This is a genomic window from Micromonospora sp. ANENR4 (genome assembly GCF_015354395.1).
Classification (GTDB): Bacteria; Actinomycetota; Actinomycetes; order Mycobacteriales; family Micromonosporaceae; genus Micromonospora; species Micromonospora aurantiaca.
On the sequence record NZ_JADKYQ010000012.1, the window covers coordinates 119,961 to 135,335 of the forward strand.

The 15,375-nt window shown below is 73.6% G+C and carries 18 protein-coding genes; 10 read left to right on the forward strand and 8 right to left on the reverse strand.

From position 1 onward, the window contains the following. Positions 1–2 precede the first annotated feature (2 nt). Genes IRY44_RS21750 through IRY44_RS21770 form a run of 5 tightly spaced genes read right to left on the reverse strand, consistent with a single transcriptional unit; the run spans position 3 to position 4,042 of the window. Positions 3–1,349: a sensor histidine kinase gene (locus tag IRY44_RS21750; RefSeq protein ID WP_194802096.1), complete on the reverse strand. Its 1,347-nt coding sequence runs from the start codon at positions 1,347–1,349 to the stop codon at positions 3–5. Then, positions 1,346–2,359 (reverse strand): SpoIIE family protein phosphatase, encoded by a 1,014-nt coding sequence (locus IRY44_RS21755; protein WP_194802205.1) that lies wholly within the window; start codon positions 2,357–2,359, stop codon positions 1,346–1,348. The genes IRY44_RS21750 and IRY44_RS21755 overlap by 4 nt, the downstream gene beginning before the upstream one ends. Continuing rightward, positions 2,356–2,775: an ATP-binding protein gene (locus IRY44_RS21760; protein ID WP_120572138.1), complete on the reverse strand. Its 420-nt coding sequence runs from the start codon at positions 2,773–2,775 to the stop codon at positions 2,356–2,358. Before IRY44_RS21760 ends, IRY44_RS21755 begins: the two co-directional genes overlap by 4 nt. Further along, positions 2,772–3,182 (reverse strand): STAS domain-containing protein, encoded by a 411-nt coding sequence (locus tag IRY44_RS21765; RefSeq protein ID WP_194802097.1) that lies wholly within the window; start codon positions 3,180–3,182, stop codon positions 2,772–2,774. The genes IRY44_RS21760 and IRY44_RS21765 overlap by 4 nt, the downstream gene beginning before the upstream one ends. Next, positions 3,182–4,042 (reverse strand): STAS domain-containing protein, encoded by an 861-nt coding sequence (locus IRY44_RS21770; protein ID WP_194802098.1) that lies wholly within the window; start codon positions 4,040–4,042, stop codon positions 3,182–3,184. The genes IRY44_RS21765 and IRY44_RS21770 overlap by 1 nt, the downstream gene beginning before the upstream one ends. A gap of 158 nt (positions 4,043–4,200) precedes the next feature. Between IRY44_RS21770 and IRY44_RS21775 the strand changes: the two genes are divergently transcribed. After that, positions 4,201–4,557, forward strand: a complete 357-nt coding sequence (locus IRY44_RS21775) for an STAS domain-containing protein (RefSeq protein WP_194802099.1) — start codon at positions 4,201–4,203, stop codon at positions 4,555–4,557. 10 nt (positions 4,558–4,567) lie between these two features. On the opposite strand, the gene IRY44_RS21780 is transcribed toward IRY44_RS21775, so the two are convergent. Continuing rightward, positions 4,568–5,836 carry an MFS transporter gene (locus tag IRY44_RS21780; protein ID WP_228532555.1) on the reverse strand — a complete coding sequence of 423 codons (1,269 nt, stop codon included), beginning with the start codon at positions 5,834–5,836 and terminating at the stop codon, positions 4,568–4,570. 49 nt (positions 5,837–5,885) lie between these two features. Here IRY44_RS21780 and IRY44_RS21785 point away from each other — a divergent pair, with 49 nt between their 5' ends. From IRY44_RS21785 to IRY44_RS21800, 4 genes are all read left to right on the forward strand, one after another. Continuing rightward, entirely contained in the window at positions 5,886–6,569 is a 684-nt protein-coding gene (locus IRY44_RS21785; protein WP_194802100.1) for a FadR/GntR family transcriptional regulator, read from the forward strand. 40 nt (positions 6,570–6,609) lie between these two features. Further along, a complete protein-coding gene (mscL, locus tag IRY44_RS21790) occupies positions 6,610–7,080 on the forward strand; it encodes a large conductance mechanosensitive channel protein MscL (RefSeq protein WP_120572143.1) in 471 nt (156 codons plus the stop codon). A gap of 77 nt (positions 7,081–7,157) precedes the next feature. After that, positions 7,158–7,406 carry a hypothetical protein gene (locus IRY44_RS21795; RefSeq protein ID WP_026268772.1) on the forward strand — a complete coding sequence of 83 codons (249 nt, stop codon included), beginning with the start codon at positions 7,158–7,160 and terminating at the stop codon, positions 7,404–7,406. A gap of 29 nt (positions 7,407–7,435) precedes the next feature. Beyond that, positions 7,436–7,801 (forward strand): hypothetical protein, encoded by a 366-nt coding sequence (locus tag IRY44_RS21800; protein ID WP_194802101.1) that lies wholly within the window; start codon positions 7,436–7,438, stop codon positions 7,799–7,801. On the opposite strand, the gene IRY44_RS21805 is transcribed toward IRY44_RS21800, so the two are convergent. Further along, positions 7,764–8,999, reverse strand: coding sequence for a benzoate/H(+) symporter BenE family transporter (locus IRY44_RS21805; protein WP_194802102.1), 1,236 nt, complete (start codon positions 8,997–8,999; stop codon positions 7,764–7,766). The two genes, IRY44_RS21800 and IRY44_RS21805, sit on opposite strands and share 38 nt — an antisense overlap. 58 nt (positions 9,000–9,057) lie before the next feature. Between IRY44_RS21805 and IRY44_RS21810 the strand changes: the two genes are divergently transcribed. From IRY44_RS21810 to IRY44_RS21830, 5 genes are all read left to right on the forward strand, one after another. Then, the gene (locus IRY44_RS21810) at positions 9,058–9,621 is read left to right on the forward strand and encodes a helix-turn-helix domain-containing protein (protein WP_194802103.1); all 564 of its coding nucleotides are present in this window, start codon (positions 9,058–9,060) and stop codon (positions 9,619–9,621) included. A gap of 93 nt (positions 9,622–9,714) precedes the next feature. Then, entirely contained in the window at positions 9,715–10,434 is a 720-nt protein-coding gene (locus IRY44_RS21815) for a PP2C family serine/threonine-protein phosphatase (RefSeq protein ID WP_194802104.1), read from the forward strand. A 52-nt stretch (positions 10,435–10,486) separates the two neighbouring features. Beyond that, positions 10,487–11,686, forward strand: a complete 1,200-nt coding sequence (eis, locus tag IRY44_RS21820) for an enhanced intracellular survival protein Eis (RefSeq protein ID WP_194802105.1) — start codon at positions 10,487–10,489, stop codon at positions 11,684–11,686. Positions 11,687–11,725: 39 nt separating this feature from the next. Further along, the gene (locus IRY44_RS21825) at positions 11,726–12,475 is read left to right on the forward strand and encodes a ZIP family metal transporter (RefSeq protein WP_194802106.1); all 750 of its coding nucleotides are present in this window, start codon (positions 11,726–11,728) and stop codon (positions 12,473–12,475) included. A 193-nt stretch (positions 12,476–12,668) separates the two neighbouring features. Beyond that, on the forward strand, positions 12,669–13,820 hold the full coding sequence (locus tag IRY44_RS21830; RefSeq protein WP_194802207.1) for a hypothetical protein: 1,152 nt from the start codon (positions 12,669–12,671) through the stop codon (positions 13,818–13,820). Positions 13,821–14,266: 446 nt separating this feature from the next. On the opposite strand, the gene IRY44_RS21835 is transcribed toward IRY44_RS21830, so the two are convergent. Next, a complete protein-coding gene (locus IRY44_RS21835; protein WP_194802107.1) occupies positions 14,267–15,349 on the reverse strand; it encodes an NAD-dependent epimerase/dehydratase family protein in 1,083 nt (360 codons plus the stop codon). Between the last annotated feature and the right edge of the window lie 26 nt (positions 15,350–15,375).

A 15,375-nucleotide genomic window follows, 5' to 3' on the forward strand; every position in this document is an offset into this window, starting at 1 on the left:
CGTCACGCTCCGCCCACGGGGAGGGCCACTGTGAACGTGCTGCCCCGGCCGGCTTCGCTGGTCAGCACCAGCGTCCCGCCGAGCAGCATGACCAGCCGTCGCGCGTACGGCAGACCGAGCCCGGTGCCGCCGACCCGGGTCGTGCCGGGCACCTGGTAGAACTCCTCGAAGACCCGTTCGTGCAGCTCCGGCGGAATGCCCACGCCGGTGTCGGTGACCGACAGCGTCCACTGGTCGCCGCGGCGCTCGGCGCGCAGGCGTACCTCGCCGCGCTCGGTGAACTTCAGCCCGTTGTGCAGCAGGTTGCGCAGCACCTGGGCGAGCAGCACCTCGTCCGAGCGCACGGTGGCTGGCGTCGGCGGTTCCTCGACCACCAGTTCCACCTCGGGGCGGGTGGCGAGCGCCCGCAGCGTGCCGCGCAACTGCCCGAACACCGCGCGCAGGTCGACGTCGGACCAGTTCGGCTCGATCCGGCCCGACTCGGCCTTGGCCAGGTCGAGCAGCTCGTTGACCAGCCCCAGCAGGTCGCCTGCCGAGGAGCGGATCAGCCCCACCTGGCGGGCCTGTTCGCCGGTGAGGGGGTCGGAGGCGGAGTCGGCGAGCAGCCGGGCCAGGCCGATGATCGCGGTGACCGGGGCGCGCAGCTCGTGGCTGACGTTCGCCAGGAACCGGCTCTTCGACTCGCTGGCGGCCCGCAACTGGGCGGACTTCTCGTCCAGCTCGGCGTAGAGCGCCACCACACCGCGGTTGGTCTCCTCCAGCTCCTCGGTGAGCTGGTTGTAGAGCGCCATCACGCCCCGGTTGGTCTCCTGGAGTTCGGAGTTGAGCACCGCCAGCTCGTCGCGCTGGCTGCGTACCTCGTCGAGGGCGGCGATGAGCTGCGCGTTCTGGGCGGCCAACTCGTCCAGCGCGGAACCCGGCGCGCGCTCGGCCAGCTCGGCGCGAAGCTCGGCGGCGCGATCAGCCGTCAGCTCCTCGGCGTGGTCGGGCACTCGTCGGGACATCCTCACGACCGTATCGCCATCGACGGCCACCACCCGCAACGTGTCCACCAGACGCGCGACGGCGCCGGACTGCGGCTCGTACCGTCCGCCGGGGAGCGGACGCAGCGGCGACAGGTCCACCTGGAGGACCAGGCGGCCCACCGCGTCGCGGTCGAGCGCGAACGTGACGTCCGCGCCGTCTGCCCCGTGCAGCAGTTCCCGTGCCACCTCGCTCAGCGCGGTGGCGATCCGTACCTGGTCCTGGTGCTCCAGCCCGACCGCCGCGGCCACCTCCCGGCCCCGCTGCCGGACCAGGAAGATGTCCTGCTCCACCCGGAGCGCGAGGTGCAGGAGGGGTCCGGTCATGCCGCCCCCCGGGCCACCAGGACGCAGGCGTCGTCGCGGCGGACGCCGGCGTCACGCAGCAGCGTCGCGGCGGCCAGCAGCGGGTTGCGCCCGGCGAGCCCGGGATAGTCGTCCAGGTCCCAGCGATCCACCACCCCGTCACTGTGCATGACCAGGGTGGCGTCGCGCGAGAAGGGGTAGTCGTACCCGCGGATCGCCGGACGCTGGTGCCCGGCGATGCCCGGCAGCGAGACCAGCCCGCGCCGCCGCTCGCCCGGCGCCACGATCATCGCGGCGATGTTGCCGAGCCCGGCGTAGCGGAGCACTCCGGCGGCCGGATCCGGTTCGGCCACCGCGAGCGCGGCGCCCCGGGTGTGCGACATGGCGGCGTGCAGGTGCCGTACCACCACGTCCGGCGGCCCGTCCGGCGCGGAGCGGAACGCGGACACGGCGGCACCTGTGGCGGCGGCGGCGAGCGGTCCGTGGCCCAGCCCGTCGGAGACCAGCACCTGCCGCCGGCCGTCGACCTGGCGGACCGCGTACCCGTCGCCGCTGCTCTGCTCGCCGGTGATCGGCCGGGCCAGCCCGGCCGCCCATTCCGGCTCCGGCGGTGCGGTGTCCCAGACCTGGACGACGAGGACCGTGCCCCGGCCCGGCGCCGAGTAGCCGTCGAACCGGCTCGACTGCCGGGTGATCGCGCCGAGCCCGATGCCGAGCGTGCCGGCGGTGGAGTGGCCGTCGACGGAGGAGAGCGTGAGGTCGGCCATGCCGGGGCCGGAGTCGATGGCCACCAGCTCCACCCCGGCGTACTCGCCCCGGCGCGCCGGACGCATCAGCAGCGTGCCCTCGCGGGCGTGCTTGACCAGGTTGCTGGTGAGCTCGGCGGTGACGATGGCCAGATCCGCGACGCGCGCCGCGCTCAGTTCGAGCTGCCGGCCGAGACGTTCGGCCGCCCGGCGTACGCTGCCGGCGGTCGCGCCGGTGTCGACCCGGAACCAGATGCCGTGGTCGGGCACCACGTCGGCGGTCATCGTGACCACTTGGTGACGGTGATCCGCGTCCCCTCGCCGACAGCCGTCCGGATGTCGAAGTCGTCGACGAGCCGGCGTGCGCCGCTCAGTCCCAGGCCCAGCCCGCCGCCGGTGGTGTAGCCGTCGGTGAGCGCCAGGTCGAGGTCGGGGATGCCCGGTCCCTCGTCGGCGAAGACGATCCGCACGCCGCGCCGGCGGCCGTCTTCCACGGTGCTCACCTCGGCGCTGCCCCCGCCGCCGTAGATCAGCGTGTTGCGGGCCAGCTCGCTGGCGGCGGTGACGAGCTTCGTCTGGTCGACGAGGGAGAGCCGGGCCGCGACGGCTGTGGTACGCACCAACTGCCGGACCCGCACCACGTCCTCGTCGCTGCGGATCGCCTGGGTCGCCGGCACACCCAGGTCGACGCCCGTGGTCATGCCGTCGCCGTCGTCTCGGTGTCCTCGTCGTCGGCCGCCTCGTCCCAGTCGTCGGCGCGGCTGGCCGCGATCAGCTCCATGCCGCGTTCGACGTTCAGCGCGGTACGGATGCCGTTGAGCGACAGCCCCAGCTCGACCAGGGTGATGGCGACGGCCGGGCGCATGCCGACCACCACCGTCTCGGCGTCCAGCACCTTCGAGATGGACGCGATGGTGGACAGCATCCGGCCGACGAAGGAGTCGACGATGTCCAGCGCCGTGATGTCGATGATCACGCCGTGGCAGCCGGTGGCGACGATCCGCTCGGCCAGGTCCTCCTGCAACTGGATCGCCGTCTGGTCGGACATGTCGACCTGGATGGAGACCAGCAGGATGTCGCCGATCTTGAGGATCGGCACGCGTTCCATCAGGACTCCCGCCGCGGGCGGCGAGCGGTGGTCTCGACCCCGGTCAGGCGCAGCACATGGCGCAGCGCGTCGGCGAGGCTCGCCTTGGTGGCGATGTCGCCGAACTCGATGCCGAGGGCGACGATCGTCTGGGCGATCTGCGGGCGGATGCCGGAGATGATGCAGTCGGCGCCCATCAGCCGGGCGGCCACCACGGTCTTGAGGATGTGCTGCGCGACCTGCGTGTCCACCGCCGGTACGCCGGTGATGTCGATGATCGCGTACGGCGAGCCGGTGTCGACGAGCGTCTGCAGCAGCCGCTCCATCACCACCTGGGCGCGGGCCGAGTCCAGCGTCCCGACCAGCGGGACGGCGACCACGCCCTCCCAGAGCTTCACCACCGGGGTGGACAGCTCCAGCAGCTGCTCCGCCTGGTCGGCGATCAGGCTCTCCCGGGCCCGGACGAACGTCTCGAACGTGAACAGGCCCATCTGGTCGACGAGCGCGGAGAAGGCGACGAAGTCGCGCAGGGTCTCGTCGCCCTTCTCCTTCTCCATCAGCTCCAGGAGGGCGTCCTTGCACGCGAACACGCTGATCGCGGTCTCGGTGGCGGAGAATCCCTGGCGGGCCCGGTTGGTGGACAGCTCGGACAGCACCGCCCGCAGCTCACCGCCGTGCTCGTCGGCCAGGTCGGAGACGCCCTGACTGGCGGCGTCGACAAGCGCGCGGTGCAGTTCCTGGACCTGCCGCGCCAGCTCGGCCCGGCTCAGGCGGCCGCGCAGCGAACTCGCGACGATCTCGGTCCAGCGGTTGGTCAACCGGTCCGCGTGCTGACTGAGCAGGTGGGCGAGCCGACCACCCTGTTCGGCGCTCAACGCCATGCTGACCTCCCTGATTTGGACGGGCGGACTCTATCACCGGAGGCTGACGCGGTACTTGTCGCGGAGCAAAGAATGATCGACCGCACCTGTGACCGCTCCCGTTCTGCGCGGCGCGCCCAACGTGGGATACCGTTTCCCCGAACACAGGAGGTCGACGAATGTCCTTGACGGTGCACACGGAACAGCGCGGCGACGTGGTCGTCGTGTCGGTCGCGGGCGAGCTGGACATGGCCACGGCACCGCAGCTCCAGGACCAGATCACGGATCTGCTGGACAAGGGGCGCAGCCGCCTCGTCTTCGACCTGGCCGATGTCTCGTTCTGCGACTCCACCGGCCTGTCGGTGTTCGTCCGGGCGAAGAACAACTGTGACGAGGTCGGCGGCGTGGTCCGGCTGGCCGCCCCGCAGCGCGGCGTGCTGCGCATCCTCGAGGTCAGCGGCCTGGTCGAGGTGCTGCACACGTACCCGACGGTCGAGCAGGCCGTCGCGGGCGATCCCACCCCGGCCTCCTCCTGACCGATCCCGCTCAGCGCTCGTCCTCGATGTAGCGGGGACGGGCGATCACCATGCCCGCCGCCGTCTGCACGGCCAGCGCCACCAGCAGGAAACCGATCGGGGCGGTCCAGCCGCCGGTCGCCTCGTAGAGGATGCCCACCAGCAGCGGTCCGAGCGCCGCGATCACATACCCGGCGCTCTGCGCGAACGCGGACAGCGCCACGGTGCCCTCGGCGGTCCGGGCGCGCAGCCCGATCGTGGTCAGGATGAGCGGGAACGCGCCCTGGCCGAGCGCGAGCAACAGCACCCACAGCGGCGCCAGGCCGCGCGGGGCCAGCGCCAGACCGGTGTACGCGGCGGCGGAGAACACGGTCAGCGACAGCACCAGCGGGCGCAGCGTGGCCAGCCGGCCGGCGAGCGTCGGCATCATCAACGCCACCGGCACGCCCAGCGCGGTCACCCCGGCCAGCAACAGCCCGGCTGCCTCCGGCCGGTAGCCGGCGTCCCGGAAGAGCTGGGCCAGCCAGCCCATGATCGCGTACCCGCTGAGCGACTGCGCCCCGAAGTACACCGCCATGGCCCAGCCGAGCCGGGTCCGGGCGGGCTGCACCCGGGCCGGGGCGGCGACGACCACCGCCGGGGGCGCGTTCCGTCGTGCGGCGCGGGCCCGCAGCGCCAGCGGCACCCACGGGAGTACGGCCAGCGCGGCCAGCCCGGCCCAGATGCCGAGTCCGGCCCGCCAGGAGCCGAACGCGTGGGCGATCGGCACGGCTGCGGCCGCGGCCACTGTCGTGCCCACCGTCAGGGCCATCGTGTACGCCCCGGTGACCAGTCCCGTACGGTGCGGGAAGTGCTGCTTGACGAGCATCGGCAGCAGGATGTTCGCCACCGCGATGCCGGCCAGCGCGAGCGCGCTGGTGAGCACGAAGACGGCCGCCGAGCCGGTGACCGCGCGCAGCACCTGCCCGGCGGTGAGCGCCAGCATGGCCAGCACCAGCACCCGGGGCGCGGCCCAGCGGCGGACCAGCCACGGGGTGAGCGCGCCCAGCCCGGCGAACGCGATGGTGGGCAGCGTGGTGACCAGGCCGGCCATCGCGCCGGACAGCCCCAGCCCGACCCGGATCTCGTCGAGCAGGGCGCCGAGGCTGGTCACCGCGGCCCGCAGGTTCAGCGCGACGAGCAGCATCCCGGCGAGCACCAGCAGACCGCCCCGGAGCGGGCCGGCCGCAGGGGCGGGGCCCGCCGCGGGGGTGACGCCCGGTGCGGGCACTGTCGCGGCGGGCGCAGGTGGCGGAGTCATGACCTCGAACCTACAATCATGGGATGAATTTCGGCATGAGGTGTAACCGGTGACACCCGCCCGGGATTCCGTCGCCGCTCCTCCGCGCGGCCACCGGGTCCGCCAGACGATCGAGCAGCTCCGGGAACGGATCCTCGGCGGCGAGTGGCCGGTCGGTGGGCGCATCCCCACCGAGCCGCAACTGGTCGCCGCGCTCGGCGTCGGGCGGAACACCGTTCGCGAGGCGGTCCGGGCGCTCGTGCACGCCGGGGTGCTGGAGTGCCGGCAGGGCTCCGGCACCTACGTGGTGTCGACGGACGAACTGGCACCGGTGGTGGCCCGCCGGCTCACCGACGACCGGATGACCGAGGTGATCGAGGTCCGGCGCGCGTTCGAGGTGGAGGCCGCCCGGCTCGCCGCGCTGAGGCGTACCCCCGAGGACCTGGTGGCGCTCGACGGCGCGCTCGCGACCCGGGAGGCCGCGTGGCGCGGCGGCCGGGTGGACGATTTCGTCGAGGCGGACGCCGCGCTGCACACGGTCGTGGTGGCGGCCGCGCACAACGCCATGCTCGCCGAGCTGTACGCCTCGGTCGGAGCCGCGCTGCGCAGCACCGTGGCCCAGGCGATGGGCGAGGCGCTGACCCCGGAGCGGTACGTGGACCACGGGCGGCTGGTCGAGGCGATCCGGGCCCGCGACCCGCAGCGGGCGGCGATCGAGGCCGGTGCTTTTCTCGAAGGGCCCGCCGGGGAATAGGTTGTCCCCGACGCAGACTCATCAGGGCACGGGAGTACGGATGCTCAAGGGCTTCAAAGACTTCATCATGCGCGGCAACGTCGTCGACCTGGCGGTCGGTGTCGTCATCGGCGCCGCGTTCACCGGCGTGGTTACCCAGCTCACCAAGTCGTTCCTGGAACCGCTGGTGCGGGTGTTCATCGCGCTGATCACCGGCAGCAAGAACGGGCTCACCGGCTCGACGCCGACGTTCCGTGAGATCCCGTTCGACTGGGTGGCCTTCGTCAACGCGGCGATCACGTTCCTGCTCACCGCGGCGGCGCTGTACTTCCTCGTCGTCTACCCGATGAACAAGCTCGCCGAGCGGCGCAAGCGCGGCGAGGAGCCGCCGCCGTCGGCCCCGAGCGAGGAGGTCAAGCTGCTCACCGAGATCCGCGACGCGCTGCTCGCCGGCAACCACGGCACCCCCGGCCAGCGCAGCGCACTGGACGACGTGCTCGGCCGCCGGCAGGAGCCGCCCGCGCCGCGCTGACGCCATAGCCGATCGGCCCTCGCGGGAATCCCGCGGGGGCCGACGTGTATCGAACACATGTTCGATAGAGTCCGGGCATGGAGCAGCGTAGGCACTGGTGGAACGGGAAATGGGGACGCCTCGCCCGGCGTGACGTCTTCCTCCGGGTGGACGGCGACCGCTGGCACGTGGAGCAGCGGGCCGGCGGCGCCGAGGGGGTCTCCCGGTTCTACGAGCACGCCAGCGTCGAGGAGGCCGAGGAGACGGTCCGCGCGCTGCTGGACGGCACCGACACCTGGCGCGAGCTGTCCCCCCGCCCGCCGGGCGGCTGGGCCCCGTCCGTTTAGCGCCCGCGCGCCCCGGGAACCGCTTCTGCATGAGCCAGCAGCAGGACACCGTCTCCCGGGTCACCACCGGCATGCGGGTGGTCGACTCCGCAGGCGTCGAGGTGGGCACAGTCGATCTCGTGCAGCGCGGCGACCCGGCCGCGGTGACAGTGCAGGCGCCCGCCCCGGTCGACCCGGGCAGCAGCCTGGACGAGCTGATCGAGTCGGCGGCGGCCGAGGAGCCCGACGTACCGGCCGACCTGGCCGCCCGGCTGCTGCGCGACGGCTACCTCAAGGTCTCCACCGAACTGGTCCGCACCGGCGCGGTCTACGTGCCCGCCGACCGGATCGGCGCGGTGAACGACGGCGCGGTACGCCTCACCGTCCCGGCCACGGAGCTGCCCGCCGAGGAGTGACGCCGACCTCCTCCGCCTCGACCGGTGTGGCCTGACCCGGCACGGACGGGGCCGCGCGGCGGCGGAACAGCAGCAGCATCAGCCAGCCCGCGACCAGTCCCCAGAACGCGCCGCCCACCCCGAGCAGGCTCACCCCGGAGGCGGTGACCACGAACGTCACCACCGCCGCCTCCCGCGCGTCCGGCTGGGCGACCGCCGCCGTGACCGCTCCGGCCAGCGCGCCGAGCAGGGCGAGCCCGGCGACGGCCTCGACCAGCACCGGCGGGGAGAGCAGCACCAGGGCGGTCGCCACGCCGGCGCCCAGGCCGAGCAGGGCCAGGCCGATCCCGGCGGTGACCGAGGCGATCCAGCGCCGCTCCGGGTCGGGGTGGGCGTCCGGGCCTGCGGCCAGCGCGGCGGTGATCGCGGCCAGGTTGACCGCGTGGCCGCCTGCCGGGGCGCCGAGCACGGTGGCGAGCCCGGTCACCCGCAGCGCGGAGCCCAGCGGGGCCCGGTAGCCGTACCCGGCGAGCACTGCGGTGCCGGGCACGTTCTGGGCGGCCATGGTGACCAGGAACAGCGGCAACGCGAGCCCGACGACGGCGGGCAGCGTCCAGGCCGGCGCGGTGAACGCGACGACGGGTGCGGCGTCCAGCCGGGCCGGGCCGGTGGTGGTGAGCGCGATCGCGACCACTGCCACGGCGAGCGCGCCCGGTACCGCCCAGCGGCGGGCGAACCGGTGCAGCAGCAGCCAGACCAGCACCACCGGCCCGGCCAGCCGGGGCACCTCGACCAGGGCGCGTACCGGTGCCGTACACAGCGGCAGCAGCACCCCGGCGAGCATGGCGGAGGCGATCGGGGCCGGGATCGCGGCGACCGCGCGGCCGAGCGCGGGGATCAGCCCGGCCGCGACGATCAGCAGGCCGGCGAGCAGGAAGGCGCCGACCGCTGCGGGCCAGCCGCCGGGGACCGGCCCGGTGGCCACGAGCAGCGCCGCGCCCGGCGTGGACCAGGCGATGGCGAGCGGCAGCCGGTGCCGCAGGCCGAGCCAGACCGCGCAGGCGCCGCTGGCGACGCAGAGCGCGAGCAGGCCGGAGGCGGCCTGGTCCGGTTCGGCGCCGACCGCGCGCAGCCCGGCCAGGACGACTGTGAACGAGCTGGCGAATCCGACCAGGGCGGTCACCACGCCGGCCAGGACGGGTTGGAGCCGGCCCCCCATGCTCTCCTCCTCCGGCCGTTCCGTTTACGGAACGACACGGTGTAGCACGATAGCCCCCATGACAGCCGCCGCACCAGCCGACGACCGGGGCGCCCTGGAGGTGGGCCGGCGCATCCGCTCGCTCCGCAGCGAGCGGGGCATCTCCCTGTCCGAGCTGGCCCGCCTCGCGGGCGTCGGCAAGGCCACGCTCTCCGGCCTGGAGAACGGCGTGCGCAACCCCCGGCTGGAGACCCTGTACGCGATCACCGCGCAGCTCGGCGTACCGCTGACCGCCGTGCTCGCCACGCCCGACCACGCGCCGACCGTACGCGGGGCCGCGGTCGGCGCCACGCTGCTGGAGGTGTTCGACGACCGGGAGGCGACCTACGAGCTGTACCGGATGCGGGTCGCGCCGGGGCCGGCGCAGCTCTCCCCCGCCCACTCCGACGGCGTGACCGAACACGTGACGGTCTTCTCCGGCGTGCTCCGCGCCGGCCCGGCCGACGCCCCGCTGACCGCCGGTCCCGGGGGCTACCTGCGGTGGACCTCCGACGTGCCGCACACCTACGCGGCGGTGGGCGAGGAGGAGGTCCACGCGAGCCTCCTGCTGCGCTATCCTCGTCCGTCCACACCGGACAGTTGACGTATACCCAGGATGCAAGCTGATGACATTTCTTTCAGCAGACCCGCCAGCGCGTGCAGACGCGGACCCGTTCTTCTTGGCAAGCTTGTCCTCATGACGCTCATCCTCCGCTCGGCCATCCTCAACGACGTCGGCCTCGTCCGGACCAACAACGAGGACTCCGCCCTCGCCGGTGACCGCCTCGTGGCGGTGGCCGACGGCATGGGCGGGCTCCCCGCCGGCGAGGTGGCCAGCGAGATCGTCATCCGGATCCTGGACGAGCTGACGCCGCCCACCGGCGCCGACGAGGCGGCCGACGCGCTGCGCGCCGTCGTCAGCACCGCGAACCAGCGCATCCGCGCGGCCATCACGGTGGACCCGGCCCGCGACGGCATGGGTACGACGCTCACCGCCGCCCTGCTCGCCGGCGACACCCTGGTCCTGGCCCAGGTCGGCGATTCCCGCTGCTACCTGCTGCGCGACCACGAGCTGACCCAGCTCACCCGCGACGACACGTTCGTGCAGGCGCTCGTCGACCAGGGCGCGCTCTCCCGCGACCAGGCCCGGCACCACCCGCAGCGCTCGCTCGTCACCCGCGCGGTGCAGGGCTCCGACGCGCCGCCCGCCGTCGGCGCGCTCACCGTCTTCCCCGGCGACCGGCTGCTGCTGTGCAGCGACGGCCTCTCCGACTACGTGGAGGACGCCGCCATCGCGGCGGCGCTCGCCACCTACGGGGACCGCCAGCAGTGCGGCGAGCAGCTGGTGAAACTGGCCCACCAGGCCGGCGCGCCGGACAACGTGACTGTGGTCATCTCGGACGTCACCGGGGCGTGAGCGGGCGCCCTTTCCGGTTGCGGACCGCGCCCGGTGCGGTTGGGATGAACGGATGCGCATCCGCCGGCTGGCCGCCGATGAACGACTGACCACCAGCTTCCCGCTCCAGGCGTACGCGTTCGAGGCCTCGCCGATGGGCGCCACCCGCACCGACCAGTTCCGCGCGTACCTGCCGTACAACGCCGGGAACACGACGCTGGTGGCCGAGGAGGACGGGGTCACCGCGGCGGCCGTGTCGGCGATACCGATGCGGCAGAACCTGCGCGGCGCGGTGCTGCCGATGGCCGGTGTCGCCGGCGTGGCCACTCATCCGCTGGCCCGCCGGCGCGGCCACGTCCGCACGCTCATGCAGCAGCTCCTCGACGGCGTGCGCGACGAGGGCCACCAGCTCACCGCGCTGCACCCGTTCCGCGCCTCGTTCTACGAGCGCTTCGGCTACATCGGGCTGCCCCGGCGGCGTACCGCGATCTTCAACCCGGCGGACCTGGCGCCGCTGCTGCGCGCCGAGCTGCCCGACGAGCTGCTCTGGGAGCGGATCGGCGCGGGCTATCCGCGGTGGCGCGCGTACACCGAGCGGTGCCTGCGCGAACGCCACGGCTTCGCGGTCTTCCCGGACTTCCGGGCAGTCGGCCTGCGCGACCGGGACGACCGCTGGCTGGTCAGCGTGGTGCGCGGCGGCGAGACGGTCGGCGCGGTGACCTACCGCATCGACGACCACGCCGGCACGCTGTTCGCCGACGACCTGCTGGTCGACGACGCTTACGCCCGCGCGTCGGTGCTCCAGTTCTTCGCCCGGCACGTCGACCAGGTGGCCCGGATCAGCGTCCAGGTGACCCCCGACGAACTGCCCGAGCTGTGGCTCACCGACCTCGACGTGCAGGTGGAGGCGCGGGTGGCCCGGCCCGACCCGACCGCGCCGATGGCCCGGCTGCTCAGCCTGGACGCGCTCGCCGAGCAGCCGGTCGGGGTCGGCCGGGTACTGCTCGAGGTGGTGGGCGACCGCTGGCTCGCCGGTCGCCACCTGCTCGACGGCACCACGGGCAAGCTCGCGGTGCTGCCGGCGCAGACCGCCGCCGAGAGCAGCGTGCCGACCGCGCGGCTCACCGCCGCCGGCCTGTCCGCCCTGGCGTACGGGGTGCTCGACCCGGCCGAGGTGGTCGTACGCGGACTGGGTGAGGTGCCCGTGGACGCGGCCGGTGAGCTGCGCCGTCTCTTCCCCCGCGAACTGCCCCACCTGTTCGCCGACTTCTGACCCGGTTGACGGCGCGCGCCCGGGGGTAGGGTCCAGCGCGTGCCGGAGTGGCTGGAAGCGGGATTCTGGGGCCTGCTCGCCGGGTCGGCCCTGCTGATCGGGGCGGCCGTCGGGTTCTTCGCGCGCGTACCGCGCCGGATGACCGCCTCGGTGATGGCGTTCGGGGCGGGCGTGCTGCTCTCCGCCGTCTCGTTCGAGCTGATCGACGAGGCGCACGAGCAGGGCGGCCTGCGGCCGGTGGTGATCGGCGCGGCGATCGGCGCGCTCGCGTACACCGGGGCGAACGTGCTGCTGGCCCGGCACGGCGCGCGGCACCGCAAGCGTTCCGGCGACGAGCAGCCCTCCGAGCAGGAGCAGCCCGGCTCGGGTACGGCCATCGCTGTCGGCGCGCTGCTCGACGGCGTACCCGAATCGGTGGTGATCGGCGCGAGCCTGCTCGCCGGCGGCCCGGTCAGCCTGGTCACCGTCATCGCGGTGTTCCTCAGCAACGTGCCGGAGGGGCTGTCCAGCGCGGCCGGCATGCGGCAGGCCGGGCGTACCCGGCGCTACGTGTTCGGGCTGTGGACGGCCATCGCGTTGATCTCCGGCGCGGCGGCGCTTGCCGGGTACACACTGCTGGGCGGCGCGCCGCCCGAGGTGCTGGCGACGATCACCGCACTCGCGGCGGGCGCGATCCTCGCGATGATCACCGACACCATGGTCCCGGAGGCGTTCGCCGACGCGCACCTGCTGGTCGGGCTGATCACCGTGCTCGGTTTCCTTGTCGCGTTCGCGCTCTCGCACGCCTGACCGTCGCACGCGGTGCCGTTGGCGCTGCGTGCCGCCGCGCGGTTCCGACTCGGGCTCGGGCTGCGGCTCCGGTGCCGGCTGTGGCTGCGGCGCCGGTGTCGGCTGCGGCTGCGGCGCCGGCTTAGCGGCGGGTTAAGGATCGGCTGTGGAGTCGTGCCGGGGCGGCCGGTCCTCCTAGCATCGGGCGGTGCGCGTGAAGTCGGCTGTCACTCTGCTCGTCCTCGCCCTGGCGACGGCGACGCTGCCCGCCTGCGGCGGCGAGGATCAGGCCGTCGCGCCCGCCGCCGGCGCCGCCGGTTCGTCGGCCAGTCCGGCAGCCGCCCCGTCGCCCACCCCGGACGAGCGTTCGGGACTGGGTAGCGCCCGGCCGAGCCCCACCCCCGCCACCGTGGCGTTCCGCGCCGGCAACCCGGCCGGCCGGGCCGCCGTACCGGCAGAGGCGCGACCGGTGGACACCTCACGCCCGACCCGTACCGTCGGCAGCGGCACCCCGGCGAGCTGCACCTCGGAGGCGGTGGTGAAGGCCGTCGCGGCCGGTGGCCTGATCACCTTCGACTGCGGGCCCGCGCCGGTCACCATCGCCATGAAGGCCACCGCGAAGGTGGTGAACTCGCACGGCCCGCGCGTCGTGCTGGACGGCGGTGGCACTGTCACGCTCAGCGGCGGCGGCAAGCGCCGGATCCTCTACATGAACACGTGCGACGAGGCGCAGGGCTGGACCACCTCGCACTGCCAGAACCAGGACCACCCGCGGCTCACCGTGCAGAACCTGACGTTCGCCGACGGGGACGCCACGGGCGAGCGGAGCGAGGGCGGCGGGGGCGGCGCGATCTTCGTACGCGGTGGGCGGTTCGCCGTGATCAACTCACGGTTCGTCGGCAACCGCTGCGACCGCACCGGCCCGGACCTCGGGGGCGCCGCGCTGCGCGTACTGAGCCAGTTCGAGAACAAACCGGTGTACGTGGTGAGCAGCACCTTCACCGGCGGGGTGTGCGCCAACGGCGGGGCGCTGAGCAGCATCGGTGTCTCCTGGACGGTGCTGAACAGCGTCTTCCGCGACAACCGCGCGGTCGGCACAGGGGCGAACCCGGCCCGGGGCGGCACACCGGGTGGCGGCAGCGGTGGCGCGATCTACTGCGACGGCAATGAATTCGCGGTGCGGATCGCCGGCACGGTGATCGAGGACAACAGCGCGAACGAGGGCGGTGGTGCGATCTTCTTCGTCAGCAACAACCGCACCGGCACCCTGAAGATCGACAGCAGCACCCTGCGGCGCAACCCCAGCCGAGGCTTCGAGACAAGAGGCCACCCCGGAATCTTCTTCCTGGGCGCCCAGATCTCCTGACCCGCCCACACCCGCGCCTCGCCCTGCGCTGCCTCGCGCGGCTCGGCTCGCCTCGTCGATCATGAAGTTGGCGGCCTCCCCGTCGGCGTGTCGTGCCGTCAACCTCATGATTGCCGCCTGAGCACCCGGCCTGCGCACGCCGCTCCCACCCCACCCTGTCGATCATGAGGTTGACGGCTCCGTCATCGGCGTGTCGCCCCGCCAACTTCATGATCACCGAGCAATCCCCGCCTGGAGAGTGGCCGCTCCGCCCTCGCGCCTACCCCCCTTGGCTCGGTGATCAAGGGGTTTGTGTCCTGGTTGATCTCTGCGCGCGACACAAACTCCTTGATCAACAGGGCGAGGGCGGGGTAGGGCGAGGCGGGGTGGCGGCGAGATAGGGCGAGGGCGGGGTGGCCCGAGGCTGGAGCCGGATCGGACAGGTGGCGGGCAGGCGAAGGGTGGGGTCAGTAGGGGTTGGGGTGGCCGGGGAGGTGGCCTCTGGTCAGGGCGGCGGGCCGGCCGGGGAGCGTCGGGTCGGGGGACAGCGGCGGGGAGTCGGTGCCGGCCCGAGCGGCCATGCCGGCGAACAACTCCTTCAGGGCGGTCACCGTGTCGATGCTCGGGCTCCACCCGAGTTCGGTCTCGGCGCGGTGGCTGGACATCAGCGGCACGTTCAGCGCCAGGTCGACCCACCCGGTGTCGACGGGTTGCAGCCGCGCCCGCCAGGTCAGCGCCGCCGCGGCCCGCAGCACCGGCACCGCCACCGGCAGCGTCCAGCCGTGGAAGTGCCGGGCCACCAGCTCCGGCGTCAGCACCGGGTCGGCCGCCACGTTGAAGGCGCCGCTCGCCTCCCCCACGACCGCCCGGGCGTACGCGTCCGCCACGTCGTCGGCGTGCACCGCCTGCATCCGGAGCCGCCGGTTCGAGGGCACCAGCGGAATCCGGCCGTACCGCAGCAGGCGCACCGGCACCAGCGGGCCGAGGAAGTAGCGGCTGATCTCCGTACCGGCCTCCCGCTGGAAGATCAGCCCGGGCCGCAGCCGTACCACGCGCAGCTTCGGGTGCTCCCGCTGCACGCCGTCGAGCAGTGCCTCGACCTCCGCCTTGTCCCGGCTGTACGACGACGTCTCCACCCCGGTCGCCGGCCAGTTCTCGCTGACCGGGTGGTTCTTCGGGCCGGGCGCGTAGGTGCCGACAGACGAGGCGTACACCAGGGCCGGAACGGCGACCCGGACGGCGGCCTCGATCACCGCGCGGCTGCCGCCGACGTTTGTCCGGTGGAGCGTGCGCCGGTCGTGGCTGGGCTGGATCTGCCAGGCCAGGTGCACTACCGCCCGCGCCCCGGCGAAGATCCGCACGAGCTGGTCGGCGGCACCGGGTGCACCGATGTCGCAGGAGTGCCACTCCACGTCGTCGTACGGCTCACCGGCGTCCGGCCCGGGCAGCCGGCGGGCCACGCCGACCAGCTCGGTGCCCGCCTCCCGCCGCAGCCGGCGCAGCACCGCCGTCCCCACGTTGCCGGTCGCCCCCACGATCACGATGCGCATGAGGGGTGCGGTACCCGCTGAACCGG